This window comes from Collinsella aerofaciens (genome assembly GCF_019131995.1).
GTDB lineage: Bacteria > Actinomycetota > Coriobacteriia > Coriobacteriales > Coriobacteriaceae > Collinsella > Collinsella aerofaciens_S.
This window is the reverse complement of the sequence record NZ_JAHONA010000012.1, coordinates 1-19,358: the sequence shown is the minus strand read 5'-3', so window position 1 is coordinate 19,358 and position 19,358 is coordinate 1. Positions and strand designations below refer to the sequence as shown.

18 protein-coding genes and 1 tRNA gene are annotated in these 19,358 nt (G+C 61.2%); 13 read left to right on the top strand and 6 right to left on the bottom strand.

Annotation, left to right across the window (positions count from 1 at the left end; genetic code table 11):
• Positions 1 to 249: 249 nt before the first annotated feature.
• Together KSY82_RS05440 and KSY82_RS05435 are read right to left on the bottom strand one after the other, a co-directional pair.
• Positions 250 to 1,257 carry a DUF5692 family protein gene (locus KSY82_RS05440; protein WP_195233828.1) on the bottom strand — a complete coding sequence of 336 codons (1,008 nt, stop codon included), beginning with the start codon at positions 1,255 to 1,257 and terminating at the stop codon, positions 250 to 252.
• Positions 1,258 to 1,320: 63 nt separating this feature from the next.
• Positions 1,321 to 1,983, bottom strand: coding sequence for a TetR/AcrR family transcriptional regulator (locus KSY82_RS05435; protein WP_217750480.1), 663 nt, complete (start codon positions 1,981 to 1,983; stop codon positions 1,321 to 1,323).
• 188 nt (positions 1,984 to 2,171) lie between these two features.
• Here KSY82_RS05435 and KSY82_RS05430 point away from each other — a divergent pair, with 188 nt between their 5' ends.
• The 7 genes from KSY82_RS05430 (at position 2,172) to KSY82_RS05400 (ending at position 9,565) form a co-directional block, all read left to right on the top strand.
• The gene (locus KSY82_RS05430) at positions 2,172 to 4,949 is read left to right on the top strand and encodes an FAD-dependent oxidoreductase (protein ID WP_217750479.1); all 2,778 of its coding nucleotides are present in this window, start codon (positions 2,172 to 2,174) and stop codon (positions 4,947 to 4,949) included.
• Positions 4,950 to 5,143: 194 nt separating this feature from the next.
• Positions 5,144 to 5,572 (top strand): hydrogenase maturation nickel metallochaperone HypA/HybF, encoded by a 429-nt coding sequence (locus KSY82_RS05425; RefSeq protein ID WP_217750478.1) that lies wholly within the window; start codon positions 5,144 to 5,146, stop codon positions 5,570 to 5,572.
• Between the two features lie 405 nt (positions 5,573 to 5,977).
• Positions 5,978 to 6,967, top strand: a complete 990-nt coding sequence (locus KSY82_RS05420) for a PTS sugar transporter subunit IIB (protein ID WP_217750477.1) — start codon at positions 5,978 to 5,980, stop codon at positions 6,965 to 6,967.
• A gap of 18 nt (positions 6,968 to 6,985) precedes the next feature.
• Complete coding sequence (locus KSY82_RS05415; protein ID WP_055285302.1) at positions 6,986 to 7,804, top strand: PTS mannose/fructose/sorbose transporter subunit IIC; 819 nt, start codon at positions 6,986 to 6,988, stop codon at positions 7,802 to 7,804.
• Between the two features lie 16 nt (positions 7,805 to 7,820).
• A complete protein-coding gene (locus KSY82_RS05410) occupies positions 7,821 to 8,741 on the top strand; it encodes a PTS system mannose/fructose/sorbose family transporter subunit IID (protein WP_217750476.1) in 921 nt (306 codons plus the stop codon).
• A gap of 120 nt (positions 8,742 to 8,861) precedes the next feature.
• A complete protein-coding gene (locus KSY82_RS05405) occupies positions 8,862 to 9,260 on the top strand; it encodes a DUF956 family protein (RefSeq protein ID WP_217750475.1) in 399 nt (132 codons plus the stop codon).
• Positions 9,261 to 9,489: 229 nt separating this feature from the next.
• A tRNA-Arg gene (locus KSY82_RS05400) sits at positions 9,490 to 9,565 on the top strand.
• Here the strand turns inward: KSY82_RS05400 and KSY82_RS05395 are convergent.
• From KSY82_RS05395 to KSY82_RS05390, 3 genes are all read right to left on the bottom strand, one after another.
• A complete protein-coding gene (locus tag KSY82_RS05395) occupies positions 9,524 to 10,705 on the bottom strand; it encodes an iron-containing alcohol dehydrogenase (protein WP_438265357.1) in 1,182 nt (393 codons plus the stop codon). The two genes, KSY82_RS05400 and KSY82_RS05395, sit on opposite strands and share 42 nt — an antisense overlap.
• Complete coding sequence (locus KSY82_RS10540; RefSeq protein ID WP_368042035.1) at positions 10,699 to 10,959, bottom strand: iron-containing alcohol dehydrogenase; 261 nt, start codon at positions 10,957 to 10,959, stop codon at positions 10,699 to 10,701. Before KSY82_RS10540 ends, KSY82_RS05395 begins: the two co-directional genes overlap by 7 nt.
• 176 nt (positions 10,960 to 11,135) lie before the next feature.
• Positions 11,136 to 11,498 (bottom strand): hypothetical protein, encoded by a 363-nt coding sequence (locus KSY82_RS05390; protein ID WP_217750474.1) that lies wholly within the window; start codon positions 11,496 to 11,498, stop codon positions 11,136 to 11,138.
• A 547-nt stretch (positions 11,499 to 12,045) separates the two neighbouring features.
• On the opposite strand from KSY82_RS05390, the gene KSY82_RS05385 reads away from it, so the two are divergent.
• The 5 genes from KSY82_RS05385 to KSY82_RS05365 are packed head-to-tail and all read left to right on the top strand — an operon-like array spanning position 12,046 to position 16,080.
• The gene (locus KSY82_RS05385; protein WP_118080235.1) at positions 12,046 to 12,534 is read left to right on the top strand and encodes a PTS sugar transporter subunit IIB; all 489 of its coding nucleotides are present in this window, start codon (positions 12,046 to 12,048) and stop codon (positions 12,532 to 12,534) included.
• 15 nt (positions 12,535 to 12,549) lie between these two features.
• Positions 12,550 to 13,323, top strand: coding sequence for a PTS mannose/fructose/sorbose/N-acetylgalactosamine transporter subunit IIC (locus tag KSY82_RS05380; RefSeq protein WP_118080237.1), 774 nt, complete (start codon positions 12,550 to 12,552; stop codon positions 13,321 to 13,323).
• Entirely contained in the window at positions 13,316 to 14,176 is an 861-nt protein-coding gene (locus KSY82_RS05375; RefSeq protein WP_118080239.1) for a PTS system mannose/fructose/sorbose family transporter subunit IID, read from the top strand. Before KSY82_RS05380 ends, KSY82_RS05375 begins: the two co-directional genes overlap by 8 nt.
• Positions 14,177 to 14,209: 33 nt before the next feature.
• Positions 14,210 to 14,614: a PTS sugar transporter subunit IIA gene (locus tag KSY82_RS05370; protein WP_217750473.1), complete on the top strand. Its 405-nt coding sequence runs from the start codon at positions 14,210 to 14,212 to the stop codon at positions 14,612 to 14,614.
• A gap of 29 nt (positions 14,615 to 14,643) precedes the next feature.
• On the top strand, positions 14,644 to 16,080 hold the full coding sequence (locus KSY82_RS05365) for a family 43 glycosylhydrolase (protein WP_118080243.1): 1,437 nt from the start codon (positions 14,644 to 14,646) through the stop codon (positions 16,078 to 16,080).
• 146 nt (positions 16,081 to 16,226) lie between these two features.
• On the opposite strand, the gene KSY82_RS05360 is transcribed toward KSY82_RS05365, so the two are convergent.
• Positions 16,227 to 16,514 carry a hypothetical protein gene (locus KSY82_RS05360; RefSeq protein WP_217752370.1) on the bottom strand — a complete coding sequence of 96 codons (288 nt, stop codon included), beginning with the start codon at positions 16,512 to 16,514 and terminating at the stop codon, positions 16,227 to 16,229.
• A gap of 114 nt (positions 16,515 to 16,628) precedes the next feature.
• Here KSY82_RS05360 and KSY82_RS05355 point away from each other — a divergent pair.
• The coding region (locus KSY82_RS05355) for a PTS sugar transporter subunit IIA domain-containing protein (RefSeq protein WP_217750471.1) at positions 16,629 to 19,358 on the top strand (2,730 nt) is incomplete at its 3' end.

Genomic DNA, 19,358 nt, shown 5'->3' with positions numbered 1-19,358 from the left:
CAAGCTCAATATCGGGACAACAATGTACCCAAAATTGGGGTCACATAGGGCTGTCAGGCGGTTGGAAATCTGATTTTATCTGTGCGAGAGGTTTTGAATGTGTGCGCGAATGGAATATGCGCGTGAATGCGCGCAACAACAAAAAGCCCCGGAAAGCGGGCGAATCGCTTTCCGGGGGCATGCAATACGTTGCATTGCGCGGAATCGGCCGGGCGACTTCACATTCAAGCGGCATGCGCGCCGGGCATGTTACTCGGCGTGAGCGTAATCAACCTTGGCGCGGCGAGCGGTAGCCTTCTCCCAATCGCTGGTGCCCTCAAAGACATCCTGCTTGTAGGGATTGCGGCCGAGCTTCTTGGCGCGGTAGGCGATGTAGATGATCGCGGCGACGTTGGTGATCAGCGCGGCGATGGAGACCGCGGTGGCGGCGCCGGGGTCGAGTGTGGAGTGGGTCACAAAGATGGACTCCTCCTGGAAGTAGGGGAACACCTGGGCAAACATGCACCAAATAGCAAGCGTAAAGGCGCGGTTCTGGATCCAGCCGCCCTTGTTCCAGATAAAGGCGGCGACGGTGGGCGCCAGCAGCAGCGCAAAGCCGCAGAACCAGGAGTGGGTGGGCAGGCAGTTGTAGGTGTAGCAGAAGTTCCAGATGTCGTAGGCGATGATGTAGACCCAGGTCATGTCGGGCCACAGCATGTCGGTCTTGTCCTCGGAGGCGTAGACGCTCCACCAACCGGTCATGCAGAAGATGTTGATGATTCCGGCGATGCCGTTGAACACGTTATTCCAACCGGCGAGCTGCGTGGCGCCCTCGGAGGTGACCCAAGTGGACTGGCCCAGGACAAAGAAGTGATAGGCGCTCTCGAAGTCGGACACGACGGCGATCATGATGTTGATGGCGACGATCACAAACGGCCATGCGCGGAACCAGTGCGCCTTGCCGATCTTGCCCCACTGATACTTAATGGCGATGAAGCCCCAGCAACCGGCAAGCGCCGCGTATACCTTGGCGTAGTGGAACCAGCTGTTCTGGTACACATGGGTGGGGTTGGTGAGCGCCCACTCGGCGCCCTGCGAAACGCCGACGGCGATGGCGACGCAGTAGATGGTCATGGCCAGCGGAGCCACGCCAAAGATGATGGCCGCGCCCAGCTTGGTGCGGCGGCCGACCTCGTTGAGCACGATCAGGCCAATAAAGACCATGGCCCAGCCGGCCCAGTGGATAAGGGTATCGCTACCCCAAACATCGAACAGCATGCTGCTCTCCTTTCACACGCCCGCGGCCCCTCTTCTGATCGCGGGCAGTTTGGCCAAATGTCGTCAGTTCTGGGGCTTGCGCTCCGGATACTTGGCGGTATAGCCCTCGATGTGGAGCGTCGAGGCGATGATTTCCTTGACCGTCTCGTCGGGCACATCGGGGTGCGTGCGGATATACATCAACAACCCCATGATGAGGGTGTAGAACGTCTCGTAGACATGGTCGATGCGTAGCTCATGATGGGCGACAAAATCCACCACGGTGGTGTCGCAGATATACTGCGCCACGCGCTGGACCACGTTGTGCAAAAAGCCGCCGTAGAGCGCGCCGCTGCTCGAGGTGAGCGTGCTCGGCAGCTCGTGGCCGCTGGCGACCAGGCGCTTAAAGAGCGGGGCGACGGTGTCGAGCGCGCCCTCGATATCGCCGACGGTGCGGTTGGCATTCCACTGCTCGAGCTCGGAGATAAAACCGTCGATTGCCTCGTCCATGACGGCGGTGACGGCGGCGTCCATGTCGGCGAAGTAGTGGTAGAACAATGAACGCGTGCAGCCGGCTCGCTTGGTCACGGCCGATACCGATAGGTGGGACACGCCCAGCTCGGAGCTTACGGTGCGTACGGCATCGAGGATCTCGCGACGGCGCTCGTCGCCCGTCAGGCGCTTTGCCGCGCTATCGGATGCGGGGACGGCATCGACCACAGAGGTATCTGCTGTGTTGTTGCCCATGTTTTTGCCGCCTTTCATCCTCTTTTGCCTGACCGTTCGCCTAACAGTCTTGAATATTGTTGACGGTTCGTCAATACTATTTTTGACACAATGTCAACAATGGCGGGTGAACGGCATGGGGCATGCCCGGCCTGCAAAAAAGAGGGGCGCCGCGGTCTCGCCGGGCTGTGGCAAGAGAAGGGACAACCATGATTCTCAACGGACCGGGAATTAGCTACACCGAGCCCGATATCGGCGCGGAGTTTGTGCCGCCGCTGCCGGAGCATCCGCGTGAGGCCATCGTCAAGCTGTGCGAGCACTGCACCAACCGTCTGCTGCATCGCGATGAGCTGCTGGGCTACGAGTACTGGTCGTTTGCCGAGGCCGCAACCGACGAGCAGGCCGAAGTGCTCTGCAAGATGAAGATGCGCCGTCCCTATACGCTGCCCGAGATGGTCAAGCTCACCAGCATGCCCGAAGCCGATATCGAGAAGATGCTCGACGACATGAGCTACACGGGTCTGCTCGAGTACAACTGGGAAAACCCCGAGCGCGCCAAGCAGTGGGTGCTGCCCATGCTGGTGCCGGGTTCCGCCGAGTTCCTCAACATGCGCGTGAGCCAGCTCGAGGAGCACCCGGTCTATGCCAAGTTCTTTGAGCAGGCGTCCAAGGGACCACTGTCCAAGGCCACGCCGATGGTGCCGCCCGGAGGCGCCGGTATCGGCATGCACGTCATTCCGGTCGAGAAGGCTATCGATGCTTCGAGCACCTCGGTGCCGATCGAGCATATCGAGCATTGGCTCGACAAATACGATGGCAAATATGCCGCCAGCACCTGCAGCTGCCGCGCGAGCCGTCGCGTGATGGGCGAGGGCTGCGCCGACGACCCCGCCGACTGGTGCATTGCCGTGGGCGATATGGCCGACTATGTGGTTGAGACCGACCGCGGCCATTATGTAACGCGCGACGAGGTCTACGACATCCTGCGCCAGGCCGAGGACAACGGCTTTGTGCACCAGATCACCAATATCGACGGCGAGAACAAGATCTTCGCCATCTGCAACTGCAACGTCAACGTGTGCTATGCCCTGCGCACCTCTCAGCTGTTCAACACGCCCAACCTGTCGCGCTCGGCCTATGTCGCCAAGGTCGAGAAGGACAAGTGCGTTGCCTGCGGTCGCTGCGTTGAGGTGTGCCCCGCCGGTGCCGCCAAGCTCGGCCAGAAGCTCTGCAGCAAAAAGGCCGGCGGACAGGTGCCCGAGTATCCGCGCCAGGAGCTGCCCGATGCCACCAAGTGGGACCACACCAAGTGGTCGCCCAACTACCGCAACGATAACCGTATCGAGACGCACGAGTCCGGCACCGCGCCCTGCAAGACGGCTTGCCCCGCGCACGTTGCCGTTCAGGGCTATCTGAAGCTTGCGGCACAGGGGCGCTATGACGAGGCGCTGGCGCTCATCAAGCGCGAGAACCCGCTGCCCGCTATCTGCGGCCGCGTGTGCAACCGCCGCTGCGAGGATGCCTGCACCCGCGGCCGTGTGGACGCCGCCGTGGCTATCGACGAGGTCAAGAAGTTTATCGCCCAGCGCGATCTTGATGCCGCGACCCGCTATGTCCCGCCCGTGGTGACGCCGACGCGTGCCGGCGGCTTCGATCAGAAGATCGCCATCATCGGTGCCGGCCCGGCCGGTCTGTCCTGCGCCTTCTATCTGGCCGAGAAGGGCTACAAGCCCGTCGTGTTCGAAAAGAACGAGCGCCCGGGTGGCATGCTCACCTACGGCATCCCCAGCTTTAAGCTGCAAAAGGACGTTATCGAGGCCGAGGTCGAGATCATTCGCCTGATGGGCGCCGAGTTCCGCTATGGCGTGGAGGTCGGTCGCGATGTGACGCTCGACGAGCTGCGCGCGCAGGGCTTTAAGGCCTTTTATGTGGCCATCGGCTGCCAGGGTGGCCGCCTTGCCGGTATTCCGGGTGAGGATGCCGAGGACGTGACCGTGGCCGTCGACTTTTTGCGCGAGGTCAACAGTGGCAAGATTGACGCGCTGCCCGGCCGCACCATCGTGGTGGGCGGTGGCAACGTGGCTATCGATGTCGCGCGCAACGCCTGCCGTCTGGGTTCCGAGTACGTTGAGATGTTCTGCTTGGAGAGCGAGGCCCAGATGCCCGCCAGCGAGGAGGAGCGTCGCGAGGCCGTTGAGGACGGCGCTCACATCAGCTGCGGCTGGGGCCCCAAGGAGATTCACCTGGACGAGGCCGGTCGTGTGTGCGGTATCACCTTCAAGCGCTGCACGCGTGTCTTTGACGACGAGGGCCGTTTTGCGCCCGAGTACGACGAGAACGACCTGCGTCGTGTCGATGCCGACCGCGTAGTCATGTCGATTGGCCAGTCCATTGTGTGGGGCGACCTGCTGGCTGGCTCCAAGGTGGAGCTTGGCCGCGGCCAGGGTGCCCTTGCCGATCCCCAGACCTATCAGACCGCCGAGCCAGACATCTTTGTGGGCGGCGACGTCTATACCGGTCCGAGCTTTGCCATCGATGCCATCGCCGCCGGTCACGAGGCCGCCGTGTCCATCCATCGCTTCGTGCAGCCGGGCTCCACGCTCACCATCGGCCGCAACCAGCGCCGCTACACCGCGCTCGACCGCAACGACGTTGTGCTCGAGAGCTACGACAACGCGAGCCGCGAGGTTGCGCATGTGGACCGCGAACGCGAGAAGGCTGCGCCGTTTAGCGAGTATGTTGAGACCTTTACCGAGGAGCAGGTGCGCGCCGAGACCGCCCGCTGCCTGGGCTGCGGCGCCTCGATCGTCGACCCTAACAAGTGCATCGGCTGCGGCCTGTGCACCACCAAGTGCGCGTTTGACGCCATCCATCTTGATCGCGATCGCCCCGAGTGCTCCACGATGGTCAAATACGAGCAAAAGCTCCCAAGCCTGGGCAAGTACGCATTGAAGCGTGCAATTAAGATCAAATTTGGGAAGAAGTAAGAGACCTAACAAGTAAGTGAACGGCGCAGAGGGCGGTTGGACAGCGAGCGGGTCCCAGGCGTGGCGAGGTGCCTTGAAAGAGGAGGGCATAGGGCTTTTGCCCATGCCCGACGATTGAAAGGCAGATCGCCCGTCTGGGACTCGCGCAGCGTCAAGCCGACCGCCGTTCGTTAGAACGGCGGAAGGAATTAAAAGTGCACGAGCTGGGGATCGTCTATCACATCATTCGCGATGTCGAGAACGTGGCGCGCGCCAATGGCGTGCGTCGCGTTTCGAGCGTCACGCTGCTGCTGGGCGAGGTCTCGGGCGTCGTTCCCGACTTGCTACTCGACGCTTGGCGCTGGGCGGCAGATAAAAAGCCCATCACCGAGGGTGCAGAGCTTATCGTGGAGCCCGTTGAGGCCGTGACACATTGCGAGACGTGCGGCCGCGACTATTCGACAGTCGAGCACGGCAAGACCTGTCCCCATTGCGGTAGCGGCGAGACCTATTTGCTGCAGGGCCAAGAGGTCATGATCAAACAGATCGAGACCCCCGACGAGGACCCGGCAGACACTGTTCCCGATGACCCCTCCGACGCCCCCGACGCCGTCGACGCCGCCAACCCTCTCCACATCGTCTAGCCCCTAGTCGTTGAGGACGCTCTTACATGACCAGTCAATCAAGGACGTCCCCAACGACTAGTCGTTTAAGAACGTCCCCAATGACTACTTGCGCTAGTGCATAAGTCACGCTAATAGTCAAGCCATGTCTGTTTAAACAAAATGGCGGCAGTACAAGCGCATTCGCGCTTGCCTAAAATCGATATTAATGAACAGCCTGCTTGTATCTGTAAAAGGCATGGCTTGATGAGCGACGCCTTGTCGTGTAATGAGTCAAAAAGCAGTAACGTAATCAACTTGTAACAAACCTTGACGTTTAAACAAATAATCCAACCTTTTGCAGTTTTAGCTATAATTCCACAAAGCAAACAGGTATACTCCTTTCATGTCGTGTAGGAATTACGTAGACAAAAAGGAGGTTATGTGATGGTAAGTATTGTTCTTGCTAGCCACGGGGACTTGGCTGCTGGAATCAAGCAGACGGGCTCGATGGTCTTTGGCGATCAACCGTCTGTTGCCGTGGTCTCGCTCGAGCCGAGCATGGGCCCCGACGATTTCCGTGCCAAGGTCGAGGAAGCAGTCGCTTCCTTCGAGGACCAGGAGCAGGTGCTCTTCCTCGTTGATCTGTGGGGCGGCACGCCGTTCAACCAGATCAGCGGGCTCATCGAGGGCCACGATTCCTGGGCTATCGTCACCGGTGTCAACCTGCCTATGCTCATCGAGGCATATTCGCAGCGCTTTGACGCAAAGAACACTGCACATGCGATCGCAAAACATCTCGTGACTGAGGCTAAGGCTGGCGTGCGCGTCAAGCCCGAGTCTCTGGAGCCCGAGGAGAAGAAGCCGGCTGCGGCCGCTGCTGCTCCTGCAGGCGCCATCCCTCCGGGAACGGTCATCGGCGACGGGCGCATCAAGATTGCCCACGTCCGTATCGACACCCGTCTGCTGCATGGTCAGGTGGTCACCACGTGGACCAAGCAGATCAACCCCAACCGCATCATCGTGGTTTCCGACGGCGTTGCTCACGACGAGCTCCGCAAGACCATGATCGAGCAGGCTGCCCCTCCGGGAGTCCATGCCAACGTCGTTCCCATCAAGAAGATGGCCGAGGTCGTCAAGGACACGCGCTTTGGTGACACCAAGGCCATGCTGCTCTTCGAGAACCCGCAGGATCTGCTCAAGGCCATCGAGGCCGGCGTCGACATCAAGGAAGTCAACATCGGTTCCATGGCTCACTCCAAGGGCAAGGTCGTCGTCACCAACGCCGTCGCTATGGGCGATGACGACGTTAAGACTCTCGAGGCTCTCAAGGCCAAGGGCGTCAAGTTCGAGGTTCGCAAGGTTCCTTCGGATTCCTCCGAGGATCTCGACGCCATGTTGAAGAAAGCTAAGGCCGAACTGGCCGCTCAAGCATAGTAAAGGAGGGTCCGATACATGTCTGCAATCACTATTCTGCTTGTTGCGATTGTCGCGTTGCTTGCCGGTATGGAAGGCATTCTGGATGAGTTCCAGTTCCATCAGCCGCTCGTGGCATGCACGCTTATCGGTCTCGTAACCGGTCACCTTCAGGAGGGCATCCTCCTGGGCGGTTCGCTCCAGATGATGGCCCTTGGCTGGGCTAACGTTGGCGCCGCCGTCGCGCCTGATGCCGCTCTGGCTTCGGTCGCTTCTTCGATCATCATGGTGCTCGCCCTCAACGGCGGCGCCACCGATTCGGCCAAGGCCGTTACCGCCGCCATCGCCGTCGCCGTCCCGCTGTCGGTCGCTGGTCTGTTCCTGACCATGATCTGCCGTACCCTGGCTACCGCTATCGCTCACGCCATGGACGGTTGCGCCGAGAAGGGCGACTTCTCCGGCATCGAGCGCTGGCAGTACGCTGCCATCCTCATGCAGGGCCTTCGTATCGCCATCCCGGCAGTACTTCTGTGCATCATCCCGGCCGAGGCTGTTACCAACGCGCTTAACGCTATGCCCGACTGGCTGTCCGGCGGCATGGCTGTCGGCGGCGGCATGGTCGCTTCCGTCGGTTACGCCATGGTCATCAACATGATGGCCACCAAGGAGACCTGGCCGTTCTTCATCCTCGGCTTTGTCCTTGCTGCCATCCCTCAGCTCACGCTGATCGCCCTTGGCCTCATCGGCATCTCCCTTGCCCTCATCTACCTTGGCCTTAAGGATCTGGCCAAGCAGGGTGGCGGCATGGGCGGTGGCTCCGGCGACCCGCTCGGCGACATTCTGAACGATTACGAGTAGGAGGGGAGTGATACATATGGCAGAGAACAAGATTCAGCTCACCAAGGCTGACCGCAAGAAGGTTTGCTTCCGTCATCAGTTCCTTCAGGGCTCGTGGAACTACGAGCGTATGCAGAACGGCGGCTGGTGCTTCGCAATGATCCCTGCGATCAAGAAGCTCTACACCAGCAAGGATGACCAGATTGTCGCTCTTAAGCGCCACCTGGAGTTCTATAACACCCACCCCTATGTTTCCGCCCCCGTCATTGGCGTTACCCTCGCTCTCGAGGAGGAACGCGCCAACGGTGCTCCGATTGACGACGTCGCCATTCAGGGCGTCAAGGTCGGTATGATGGGCCCGCTCGCCGGCGTCGGCGACCCCGCCTTCTGGTTCACCCTTCGCCCGATTCTGGGCGCTCTGGGCGCTTCCCTGGCCCTGTCCGGCAGCATCGCCGGTCCGCTGCTGTTCTTCTTCGCGTGGAACATCATTCGTTACGCCTTCCTGTGGTACACGCAGGAGTTTGGCTACAAGGTCGGCTCCTCCATCGCCAAGGACCTCTCCGGCGGTCTGATGGGCAAGGTCACCGAGGGTGCATCCATCCTGGGTATGTTCATCATCGGCGCCCTGGTCGAGCGCTGGGTGTCCATCTCCTTCACCCCGGTCGTCTCCAAGGTCACGCAGTCTGCTGGCGCCTTTATCGACTGGGCTAACCTGCCCTCCGGTTCTGAGGGTGTCAAGGAAGCACTGACGATGTATAACTCCATCGGTGCTAACGCCCTTGATCAGGTGAAGGTCACCACGCTTCAGGCCAACCTCGATCAGCTCATCCCCGGCCTTGCCGCCGTGTGCCTGACCCTGCTGGTCTGCAAGCTCCTCAAGAAGAAGGTCAGCCCGATCGTCATCATCCTGGCTCTCTTCGCCATCGGCATCATCGGTCGCGTCTGCGGCTTCATGTAAGCACGTTTCGGCTTAAGACCGAGAATTGCTAGGCAAGGGCTTTTGAGCCATTGAAACGGACCGCACCCGGTGGGTACACTGGATGCGGTCCGATTGTTTTATTTGGAGGGCGAGGCGCGCATGGCGCAATCTCAGAACAGCACGGTCGATCTGGCAACGCCGGCAACCTGCCTGATGGGGCTTACCAGCCACGGTAACGTGATGGTGGGCAATAAGGCGTTCGAGTACTATAACGAGCGCAATCCCGAGGATTATATTCAAATCCCGTGGGACGAGGTCGACTATATTGCCGCCGAGGTTTTGCGCGGCACCAAGAAGATTACGCGTTTTGCCATCTTCACCAAGGACAACGGTCACTTTACGTTTTCGACGCGCGACGACAAAGAGACGCTTCGTGCTGTCCGCAAGTACGTCGACGAGGATAAGCTTGTGCGTTCGCCCGACTTTATCGATGTGACGGCCAAGGGCGCCAAGAGCATCCCCGCTGCCATCAAGAGCCTTTTCCACAGAGACAGCTAATCGTTGGCGATAGATGGCGGAAAATGCATCCCGGAATTTGTTCTCATTCCGGGATGCATTTTCCTTTTGAGGGCCAGTTGGGAAAGCTTGTCCCATTATTTCGCGTTATTCCGGGTTATTCTTTCCGATATTGAGGATTGCCCTCGGAAACTATTCGCTATAGAGCCTTCTCGATGAGTGGCCATGCGCTACATGGCAAAGGGGTAAATCTGCTACACTAGTACAACATGCCTCCGTAGCTCAGGGGATAGAGCACCGCTCTCCTAAAGCGGGTGTCGACGGTTCGAATCCGCCCGGGGGCACCAGGGAATATGACGGCGTCGCGGGAGCGGCGCCGTTTCTGGTTTGCGGGGGCCGCCGGCGGATGCGGGCCGTCGACACCCGCGCCACCAATTTCCCCGCGGGGGAGTTTTCGAATCCGCCCGGGGGCACCAGGGAATATGACGGCGTCGCGGGAGCGGCGCCGTTTCTGGTTTGCGGGGGCCGCCGGCGGATGCGGGCCGTCGACACCCGCGCCACCAATTTCCCCGCGGGGGAGTTTTCGAATCCGCCCGGGGGCACCAGGGAATATGACGGCGTCGCGGGAGCGGCGCCGTTTCTGGTTTGCGGGGGCCGCCGTGCTGCTCGCCCGTGGGGGACTGGCATCTGTTTCCTAGAGTGCGCTGCGGTAAATCTTTCTCGCGTTGTCCAGCGTGAGCTTCCTGAAGCTGCCGAAGAGCTCTCCGCGGTTGATCTTGAGGCCCGGAATCATCTTTTCGATATCGTCCTCGGTGACTCCGAACTCCGATAGCGCGCGGCATTCCCAGCGAGACGAAGAAATCCTGCAGCTCGTCGATGGTCGGTTCGACCGCGTACTCGATTGCCTGCTCGGGGGTTACCTCCACATCGAGCTCGTCCGCGTCCGAATCGATGGGTTCGATGCCAAGGGCCTGGGCGCTGAACTCCAGGAAGCGCTCAGGGTGCTCTCGCCATACGTAGCGCATCCAGGCGGGGAAGATGACGGCGAGGCCGGCGCCGTGCGTGATCTTGGTGTCCAGTGCGGATAGCTCGTGCTCAAGGCCGCGGCAGGTCCAATCGCCGTCGCGCAGGGCGTTACGGGCGAGCGTACCCACCCACATGATCTCGGCGCGGGCGTCGTAGTCATCGGGGTTCTCCATCACCTTGGGCGCCGCCTCCCTCGCGGCGCGCACTAGCCCGCAGGCGATGTTGTCGGTTACGCCCACGGCGGGCTCGCCGGAGAAGAGTCGCTCCATGATATGGGCGATCATGTCGGTCACTCCCGCGGCGGTCTGGCAGGCGGGCAGGCTGAAGGTCAGCTCCGGGTCGAGGAAGGCGATGGCCGGGCGGTTGAGGTCCGTGTTAATGCTGCATTTGAGGTGCTCCTCGTCGTTGCTGATAACGCAGGAGTTAGAGGCCTCGGAACCGGATGCGGGGATGGTCACCACGCAGGCGACGTCGATGCGGTCGGCGGGAACGGCGCGCTTGCGGAAGAAGTCCCATACGTCGCCGTCGTATACCGCCCCAGTGCGATGGCCTTCGCGCAGTCCATGACGGAGCCGCCGCCCACGGGCAGGATGATGTCGGCGTCGTTTGCCCGTGCGAGCATGACGCCTTCTCGTGCCAAGCCTATTTCGGGGTTTGGACGCACCCCTCCAAGCCCGATGTGCTCCACGCCCGCGGCATCGAGCGATGCCCTCACGCGGACGAGCGTTCCGCAGCGAACTGCGGAACCCCTGCCGTAGACAATGAGCGCTCAGCGGTAGCCGGAGGCGGACAGAGTCCCCCAACCTTGTCGGTCGCTTTTCGCCCAAAGACAAAGCGGGTGGGGGAGTAGAAGGAGAAATCGTTCATGGAGCTCCAATCTGGCGTTTCGCCCTACATGCGCGGAGGAGTTTTTCGGGCGCATCGCCTGCGTTCGCGTCGCAATCTCGGCGGCGCGGTGCGGTCCGTGGATTCCATCGTATCGCCCGCGGCACCCCTTACCGACGATTGAGGCGAGTCTGCATTTCGCGGCGCGACGTCCACCTGGCGGACGATATCCGTTCGCGACACGTGGCCGTCCCGGTCGCAATAGCGTATGCGCACCGGGTTGCCGAGATGGGCCTGCGACCCCTTCTCCTGATGCGAGCGCGCGAGACGGGCGAGCAGCGGCGCGAGCACCTGCTCGACCGTCTCCTCCCGATACCACGCCGCCACGGGCAACCCGTTCACGTCAAACCCGTACGTTCGCCATGCCATTCGCCTCGCCGCCTTCGCCGAACGAAACCGCGTATCCAGACCGCCGGTCCCCCACCCAGCACTTCGACGAGCCTTCGCGCTCACTTCTGCGGTCGGGATGCGCCCGCGAGGCGCTCGGCAGGCAGCGCCATTTCCGCTCGCTGTGTCGAGCGCGAGTGTCGAGAAGTCGCCATATGCCACTCAGATGTAGCATGGAGTGCCGAAGCGCACGCGCCCGTGACGAAACACTGGCGCCAACCCGTTCCGCGCACCACCCCGCCCGTAAGGTGTGTGGCGAAAGGAGGACCAGCCGCATGAACATCCCCGAGACACAGAGCCTACCTCGATCGCATTCCGCACGAGCTTCTCTGACATTTCCGCCCATTACCACGTGGAGGTCCCCGTCGCGGAGATCGCCTACGCATACGACTACATCAATTCCCGGCATGCCCCGCGCAGGCAGGCCACGCCGAACGATGGGTCCGCGGCCCGGCAGGACGAATGACGCGCTTCGGCACAGGCCATGCCGAAACGCGTCACGCAAGCAAAGGAAGGAAGCCAACATCACATGAGCATCATCGCAGCACGCATCGACAACCGCCTGCTACACGGCATAGTGGCAACCCAGTGGGTACCCGAGTTCCGTCCGCAGCGTCTCATGGTCATCGATGACATCGTCGCCAACGACCCGACCAAGAAGGCCGCCATGCGGATGGCAAAGCCCTCGGGAGTCGCCCTCTCCATTATCAACAAGGAGACGGCTCTCACGAACTATCGGGCGGGCAAGTACGACGACCACACGGTCTTCATCGTGGCGCGAGACCCCCAGACCATCCTCGACGTCATACAGACGGGCCAGGTTGTTCCCACACTCGTGGTCGGAGGCACAGTCTTTCCCGAAGAGGGGTCAGACGCCGTCCAGGTGAGCAGTCGCGCCTACGTCACCAAAGACGAGCTGCCCGCATATCGAGCGATTGCTGGCACCGGCTGCGACATCACCGTTCGCTATGTGCCGGCCGACAAGCCCGTAGAGCTCTCCAGCATCATCACGCTTTAGCAAGGGAGTGAACTTATGACACCATCCATCATCCAGATAGCCGTCGTTACACTCATTGCCTTCATCTACGGAGCCGAGAAGAACGCGGGACAAATTCTCACGAACATGTCCGTCACGCCAGCATGGTTCGTCGGACTTGCGCTCGGCGACCCCGTAACCGGCCTCGCCGTCGGCGCCATCGTCCAACTCATGAGCCTGGGCGTGGCGGCCATGGGAGGAGCCTCCGTCCCCGACTATCCCACTGCCGCCATCATTGGCGCCGTCGTTGCCATCACCTCGGGTCAGGAGGCGAGCGTCGGCGTTGCCGCCGGAATCGCAGTCGGCATGCTCGGCCTTCAGCTCGACGTCATCGCCAAGACGGCAAACGGCTTCCTCGGGCGTACCTCGCAGCGCTTTGCCGAAGAGGGCAAGTACTCGCAGATGAAGAGCGTACTTTTCCTCGGTCCGGTCTTCTATGGCCTTACGGCGGCCATCCCCACGTTTGCCGTACTGCTCTTTGGCGCCGATGCCGTCAACGCTTTCCTCTCCGTCATGCCCTCCTGGTTCACGACCGGCCTCTCCATCGCCGCCGGTATCCTCCCCGTCGTCGGCCTTGCGATGCTTCTGTCCTTCATGCCAATGAAGAAATTCATCGCCTACGCCATCGTTGGCTTCGTTCTGGCCGCCTACCTGCAGATAAGCATTCTCCCCATTGCCCTGCTCGGTGCCGCCGCGGCCATCGAGTACTACAAGTCGCACAGCAATCCGTCCGTAAACGCCCTCGACGCTGGAGGTCTGGAAGATGAGTAACGAAGTTAACGCCACCAAGGCAAACGAAGCGCCAACCCGCCTGGCAGACGGAACGTACCAGCCAGTCCTCACCGTTTCCGATCTCGACCGTTGCGGCCGCCGCTGGATGCTCGGCGCGTCCATCTATAACTATGAGTCCCAGTGTGCCCCGGCGGTCATGTTCGCAACCGAACCCGCCCTGCGCAAGATCTATGCAGGAGACGAGGAGGGCTACCGCAGGTCACTTCTGAGCACCTATCGCTATTACAATGCGACTCCCCAGGTAAGCGGCCTGCTCCTCGGCGCCGGCCTAGCCTTGGAGGACAAGGGGCACAATGACGCCATCGACGCGGTCCAAGACCTTAAGATTGGCCTCATGGGCTCCCTCTCAGGAGTCGGCGATACGATCTTCGCCATCCTCATTCCCACCATCTTCGGCTCCATCGCCGCCTACATGGGACAGGCGGGAAACCCCGTCGGCGTGCTTCTCTGGCTCGCCGTCGCCATCGCCATCTTCGTATGGAAGCTCTTTGACTGGCGCATAGGCTATAAGTTCGGCGACAAGCTCTTCACGACCCTTGCCGAGAAGATGTCCGTTTTCACCGAGTCGACGTCGGCACTTGGCATGATGGTCGTCGGTGCGCTCATCCCCACCGTCATCAAGGTCTCGTGTGGTCTCACGTTCACCATGGGTGACGTCACGCTCGACGTCCAGACGGGCATCCTCGACCAAATCATGGTCGGCATGCTGCCCGTAATAGCCACAGCCATCGTCTACGCCCTCGTCAAGCGCAAGGTCAGCATCAACAAGATTGTCCTCGGCATCCTCATCATCTCGTGGGTGTGCGCGGCTTTCGGCATTCTTGCTGCCTAGCCTAGGGCTAGACCAACCCACAAAGGACGCATTATGAGGCACATCATCATTGCATCGCACTACGGCCTGGCAGCCGGACTCGGAGACACGCTCAAGGCCATCATAGGACCGGGGCACGACATCAGGGTTGTCTGCGCGTTTACAGACGAAACCCCGCTCGAGGAGAAGCTCGCCAGCGCATTCGAGGGCATCGCCGAAGATGACGAGACCCTCGTTCTCACCGACATCCTTCAGGGCAGCGTAAACCAGCTCGTAGCCTGCTCGGCTCCGCGAGGCGCGTTCATAGTGACCGGCGTAAACCTTCCCGTGGCCCTCGAGCTCTCGCTCCACGCCGGACAGCTTACTCCCGATGTGGTGAGGCATGTCGTCACCCAAGCCAAAGAGCAGCTCGTCTACCTCGGAGATCTTACTTCGGACGTTGACGAAGAAGACGAATAGGAAAGACGCGACAGTAAGGAGGACGAGACATGCGCAAAGTCCCGACCAATAACCAGCACCTGTTCTACCAACCGAAGGACGTGTGGGTGGGAGACGTCATGCCCTTCGGCAAGGACGGCACGTTCTATCTATACCACCAGCGTGACACGCGCGACCCCGCTCCGCTTGCCGAAGGACAGCCCTTTGGGTGGTCGCTCGCGACCACCCAGGACTTCGTGACGTACCAGGAACACGGAACGGCGATCCCCCACGGCGGAGAAGACGACCAAGACCAGTTCATCTACGCCGGAACCGTTTACGAGGCAAAAGGGGAGGTACGCGCTTTCTATACCGGGTTCAACCGCAACTACCTGCGAGAAGGCAAAACGTCCCAGGTGCTCATGCAGGCGAAGGCCTGCTCGGATGATTATGCGACGTGGAAAAAGACGGGCGTTGCAGTAGAGCTCACGCCTCAGCCAGGATACGATGGGCGCAACTGGCGCGACCCTTTCGTAATATGGGATGACGACCGGAAGGAATACCTCCTCGTACTGGGCACGCGTAAGGGAGACGACCCCTCCAAAACCCTCCAAACTGGCAGGCTCGTTCACTTTACGTCGAAGGACCTCGAGCACTGGCAGTTCAAGGGTGACTTCTGGGCCCCCGGCCTCTACACCATGTTCGAAATGCCAGACATTTTTAAAATTGGCGATTGGTGGTACCTGGTCTACTCTGAGTACAGCGACGAGAACAAGATCGTCTACCGCATGAGCCGCGATCTCTACGGTCCGTGGGAGAAGCCGAGAGATGACGCCTTCGACGGGAGGGCGTATTACGCCGGACGGACCGCCTTCGACGGATCGCGCAGGATTCTGTCCGGCTGGGTCCCCACGCGCGAGAACGACGATGACCGGGCCAACTGGCTTTGGGGTGGCTCGTTTATGCCCCATGAGGTGTACCAGCGCCCCAATGGCACCCTCGGCGTTCGCCCTCCCCAAAGCATAAAGGATGCGTTCGAGTGCCCTGATGCCGTCCCGGATATCGAGCTTCGCGGAGACCACGAACGAACGGAGTGCGTAATCACCGAAAACGCAGGCGAGATCTTCTGCTTCGAGGCAGACGTGACGTTCAGGGACGCTTGCGACTTCTCAATTCGAGCCTACAAGAATCTCGAGACCGACGAGTCGTACGAATACCGCTTCGACCTCGACGCGAATCGGCTCTCGTTCGACAAGAGCCCCTGTTACAAGTGGTTCCGCGTAATGGATAAGGGGCTTTGGAGGCCAGTCTGGCTCGAGTCCGGGCGTTCTTACCACCTGCAGCTCATCGTTGACGACAACATCCTCGTCCTCTACCTCGACGGTACCGCACTCACGACACGCGTCTGCGAGAAGTTCGGCCACTCGCTTGCTGTTACGGTAACGAATGGCGAACTCAAACTGTCCAACATAGCCTTGGCGAAGGGGCTGCGCGAACAGGAAAAGTAAGCCAGTGAACCTCGTCGCCACAGCGACTCCCCCAGCAAAACACGCGAACAACGGGTCCGGCCGCATTCCGGCGACCGGACTCGTCCTGTGCCCTGATGGCACATGGCCCCGGGCTGCCGACAGCGAGGCGGCCTTAGGGGCCTCGCCTACAGATTCCTGAGTGCGTCGACGAGGGAGACCTTGCCCGCGGTGACCTCGTCGGCCTGCTTGATGACCTTTGCGGGCACGACGGCCACCACAGCGCCGGCGGCAGAGTCGATTCGAGCGATGTGGTCAGAGACGGAGCGAACGGCGAGCCGCTTGCCGACAGGGAGGCAGTCAAAGGTGGCAAAGCGCACTCCTACGGTTGGGATACGCCCGTGAGGCGCTCGGCGGACAGCGCTGTTGCCGCTCGCTGTGTCGAGCGCAGGTGTCGAAAAGTCGCCATATGTCACTACAGATGTATCATGGAGTGCCGAAGTTCACGTGCCCGTGACAAAACGCGGGCGCCAACCCGTCCCGAGCACCACCCCGCCCGTAAGGTGTGGGACGAAAGGAGGACCAGCCGCATGAACATCCCCGAGACACAGAAAGACCTGCTTGCCTACCTCGATCGCATCACGCGCGAGCTTGGCAGCACGCGGGGCGGGCGCATCCAGAACCGTCTCGACCACTTCACCACGGCATCTATAACCGACTCGCTCGCCATCTCGCGCAGCCTGGCAAGTCAGTATCTCAACGAGCTCGTGCGCGCTGGCCTCGTGGTGAAAGCAGGGGCACGACCGGTGTGCTACTTCCACCGCCGCTCCCTCGAACGCTTCTTCCAGTCTCGCATTGAGCGTAGCACCTACCCTTCGGTCGAGCAGCTCTTCGCCACGCTCGGAAACGGCGAGCGACTCGACTTCGACCGCGCAATCGGTCACGAGCTGAGCCTTGCGCCCTGCATCAGCCAGCTCTGCGCCGCGCTCAAGTACCCGCCAGCTGGCCTGCCCATCCTGCTCTGTGGCGCCTCGGGAACCGGCAAGGGTCTACTCGCCGAACTTGCCCTCGAATACGGCAAGAACGTCGGCGTCCTGCAGCAGGAAGCCAAGCTTGTGAGCATCGACTGCTCGCATTACGCAGACGATGCCCGCGCGCTCACTCACGACCTGTGCGCAGATGGCGGGCCTGCAGATCGGGCGAGCGGCGGCATCGTTTATCTCAAGGACGTCGACGCCCTCTCACCCGCTGCCCAGGACGCGCTCTTGGAGTGGGCCTCCGCACAGGCGGGCGCCATTGTGCCAGCCCCTGCTGTGCGCCTTATCTTTGCCACCTCAAACGAGGCAGACAGTACCGAGTGCCGCAGCCTCACGCGTCGCATCCCCATGTCCGCCCAGGTGCCGTCTCTGCGCGAGCGCACCCAGGAGGAGCGTGAGGAACTGACTCTCCACTTCCTCAAGGAGGAGGGCCGACGCATAGGACGCGACATCCTCATAAGTCGCGGAGCCTTCCGAGCCCTCGCCGGCACCAACTTCGAGGAGAACGTACGCGGCCTGCGCGACTGCATCACCAACTGTTGCGCCGAGGCCTATCTAGACACGAAGGGTGACAGCCTGGAGATTCGCACCTACCAGCTTCCCTCCGCAATCCTTGCCGGCTCCGCACTCGAGCGCAGCGAGAACGACATGCAGCTCATCGACACCACCCGGAGCATCCAAAGCCAGGCGGACGACCGCGCACGGCATGTACTCGACGCCATGCTGGAGCCATACGAGAGCTATCGCGAAGGCACGCTTGATGGGGGCGCGTGCAGCGCTCAGCTGGTGGAGCGAGCCCGCGACCTCGAGGACTACCTGGCGTTCGGGCAAAACCCGGGCCGCTCGAAGTCCGACGCATACGAGCAGATCGCCGACAGCGTCGTCACTTCCGTGAACGAACTCTACTCGATCGATTTGTCCCGAAAGAGCTCGCATCTAATCGCCCAGGGCATCTGCCTCCAGCTGTGGCCGCCCGCAAGCCTCTCGCGTTGGAAGAGCTCCCATGCAAGCGAGCTTTCCGGCATGCGCGGCGTCGTGGCCCAGCGCAACCGCTTTGCCGTTACTGTCTGCGCCTGCATCGCTGATGAACTCAAGGCCACGCTCGGCATCGCACTCGACGATCTCACGTGTCTGCTCGTCCTTGCGCATGCGGCACTCGCACTCGACCCGTCTAAGCGTCGTCGGAGCGTCGGTATCGTCCTCAGTCATGGCTACTCGACCGCCACGAGCATCGCCGACGCCGCCAATCGGATTCTTGACACGAGGGTCTTCGAGGCCATCGACATGCCCTACGACCAGAAGGTTACGGACGTCGCTGTTCCTCTTCAGCAAATCATCGACCGCTTCTCCTACGCAGACGAGGTCGTCATCCTCGTGGACATGGGATCGCTCCAGGATATTTATAAGAGTCTGGAATCCACCTCCGGCATGACGCTCGGCATCATCAACAACGCCTCTACCGGCCTTGCGGTGGAGGTTGGCGCCGGACTTATCGCGGGTCGCTCCGTGCGAGAGGTTCTCGACGATGCTGCGGCAGCTTGCACCTGTAATTATCACATCGTGGCGCGCAACGCCCGACCGGACGCGATTGTCTTCTGCTCCGAAGGCGGACTTGACGCAGCTGCGCGGATCCGCGATCTCGTGGCGCAGAGCCTGCCTGGCGAGTCCCCCGCGCGGCTTGTCGCCGTTGACTGGCGGCAGCTCGCCAATAACGGATCTGAGGATGCCGCCTTCTCCCAGTACAACGTGCGCTCGGTCATCGGCACGGACAATCCGCACGCCGACGGAGTCCCGTTCATTTCGCTCGAGGAACTCATCGCCGGCGAAGGAACGGCCCAGATAGACCGCGCCTTCGCACGCTTGCTCGACGCTGACAGCTTGCGCACGTTCCACCAGAATCTCGTCAAGAACATGACCCTCAGGAACGTGGTCGAGTCCATCACAATCCTTAACCCCAACAAGCTCTTCGGCGAAATCGAGAGTGCCGCAGAGCGGCTCCAGCAGCTCACCGGAGACGTGATTGGCGCTCGTGTGAGCATGGGGCTCTACGTGCACCTGTGTTGTCTCGTGGAGCGCCTCGTGACCAGAAGCCCCATCGAGAACTACGCAGACGAGCAGCGCTTCGCCAATGAACACAACGATTTCGTCGAGGCATTCCGCACGAGCTTCTCTGACATTTCCGCCCATTACCACGTGGAGGTCCCCGTCACGGAGATCGCCTACGCATACGACTACATCAATTCCCGGCATGCCCCGCGCAGGCAGGCCACGCCGAACGATGGG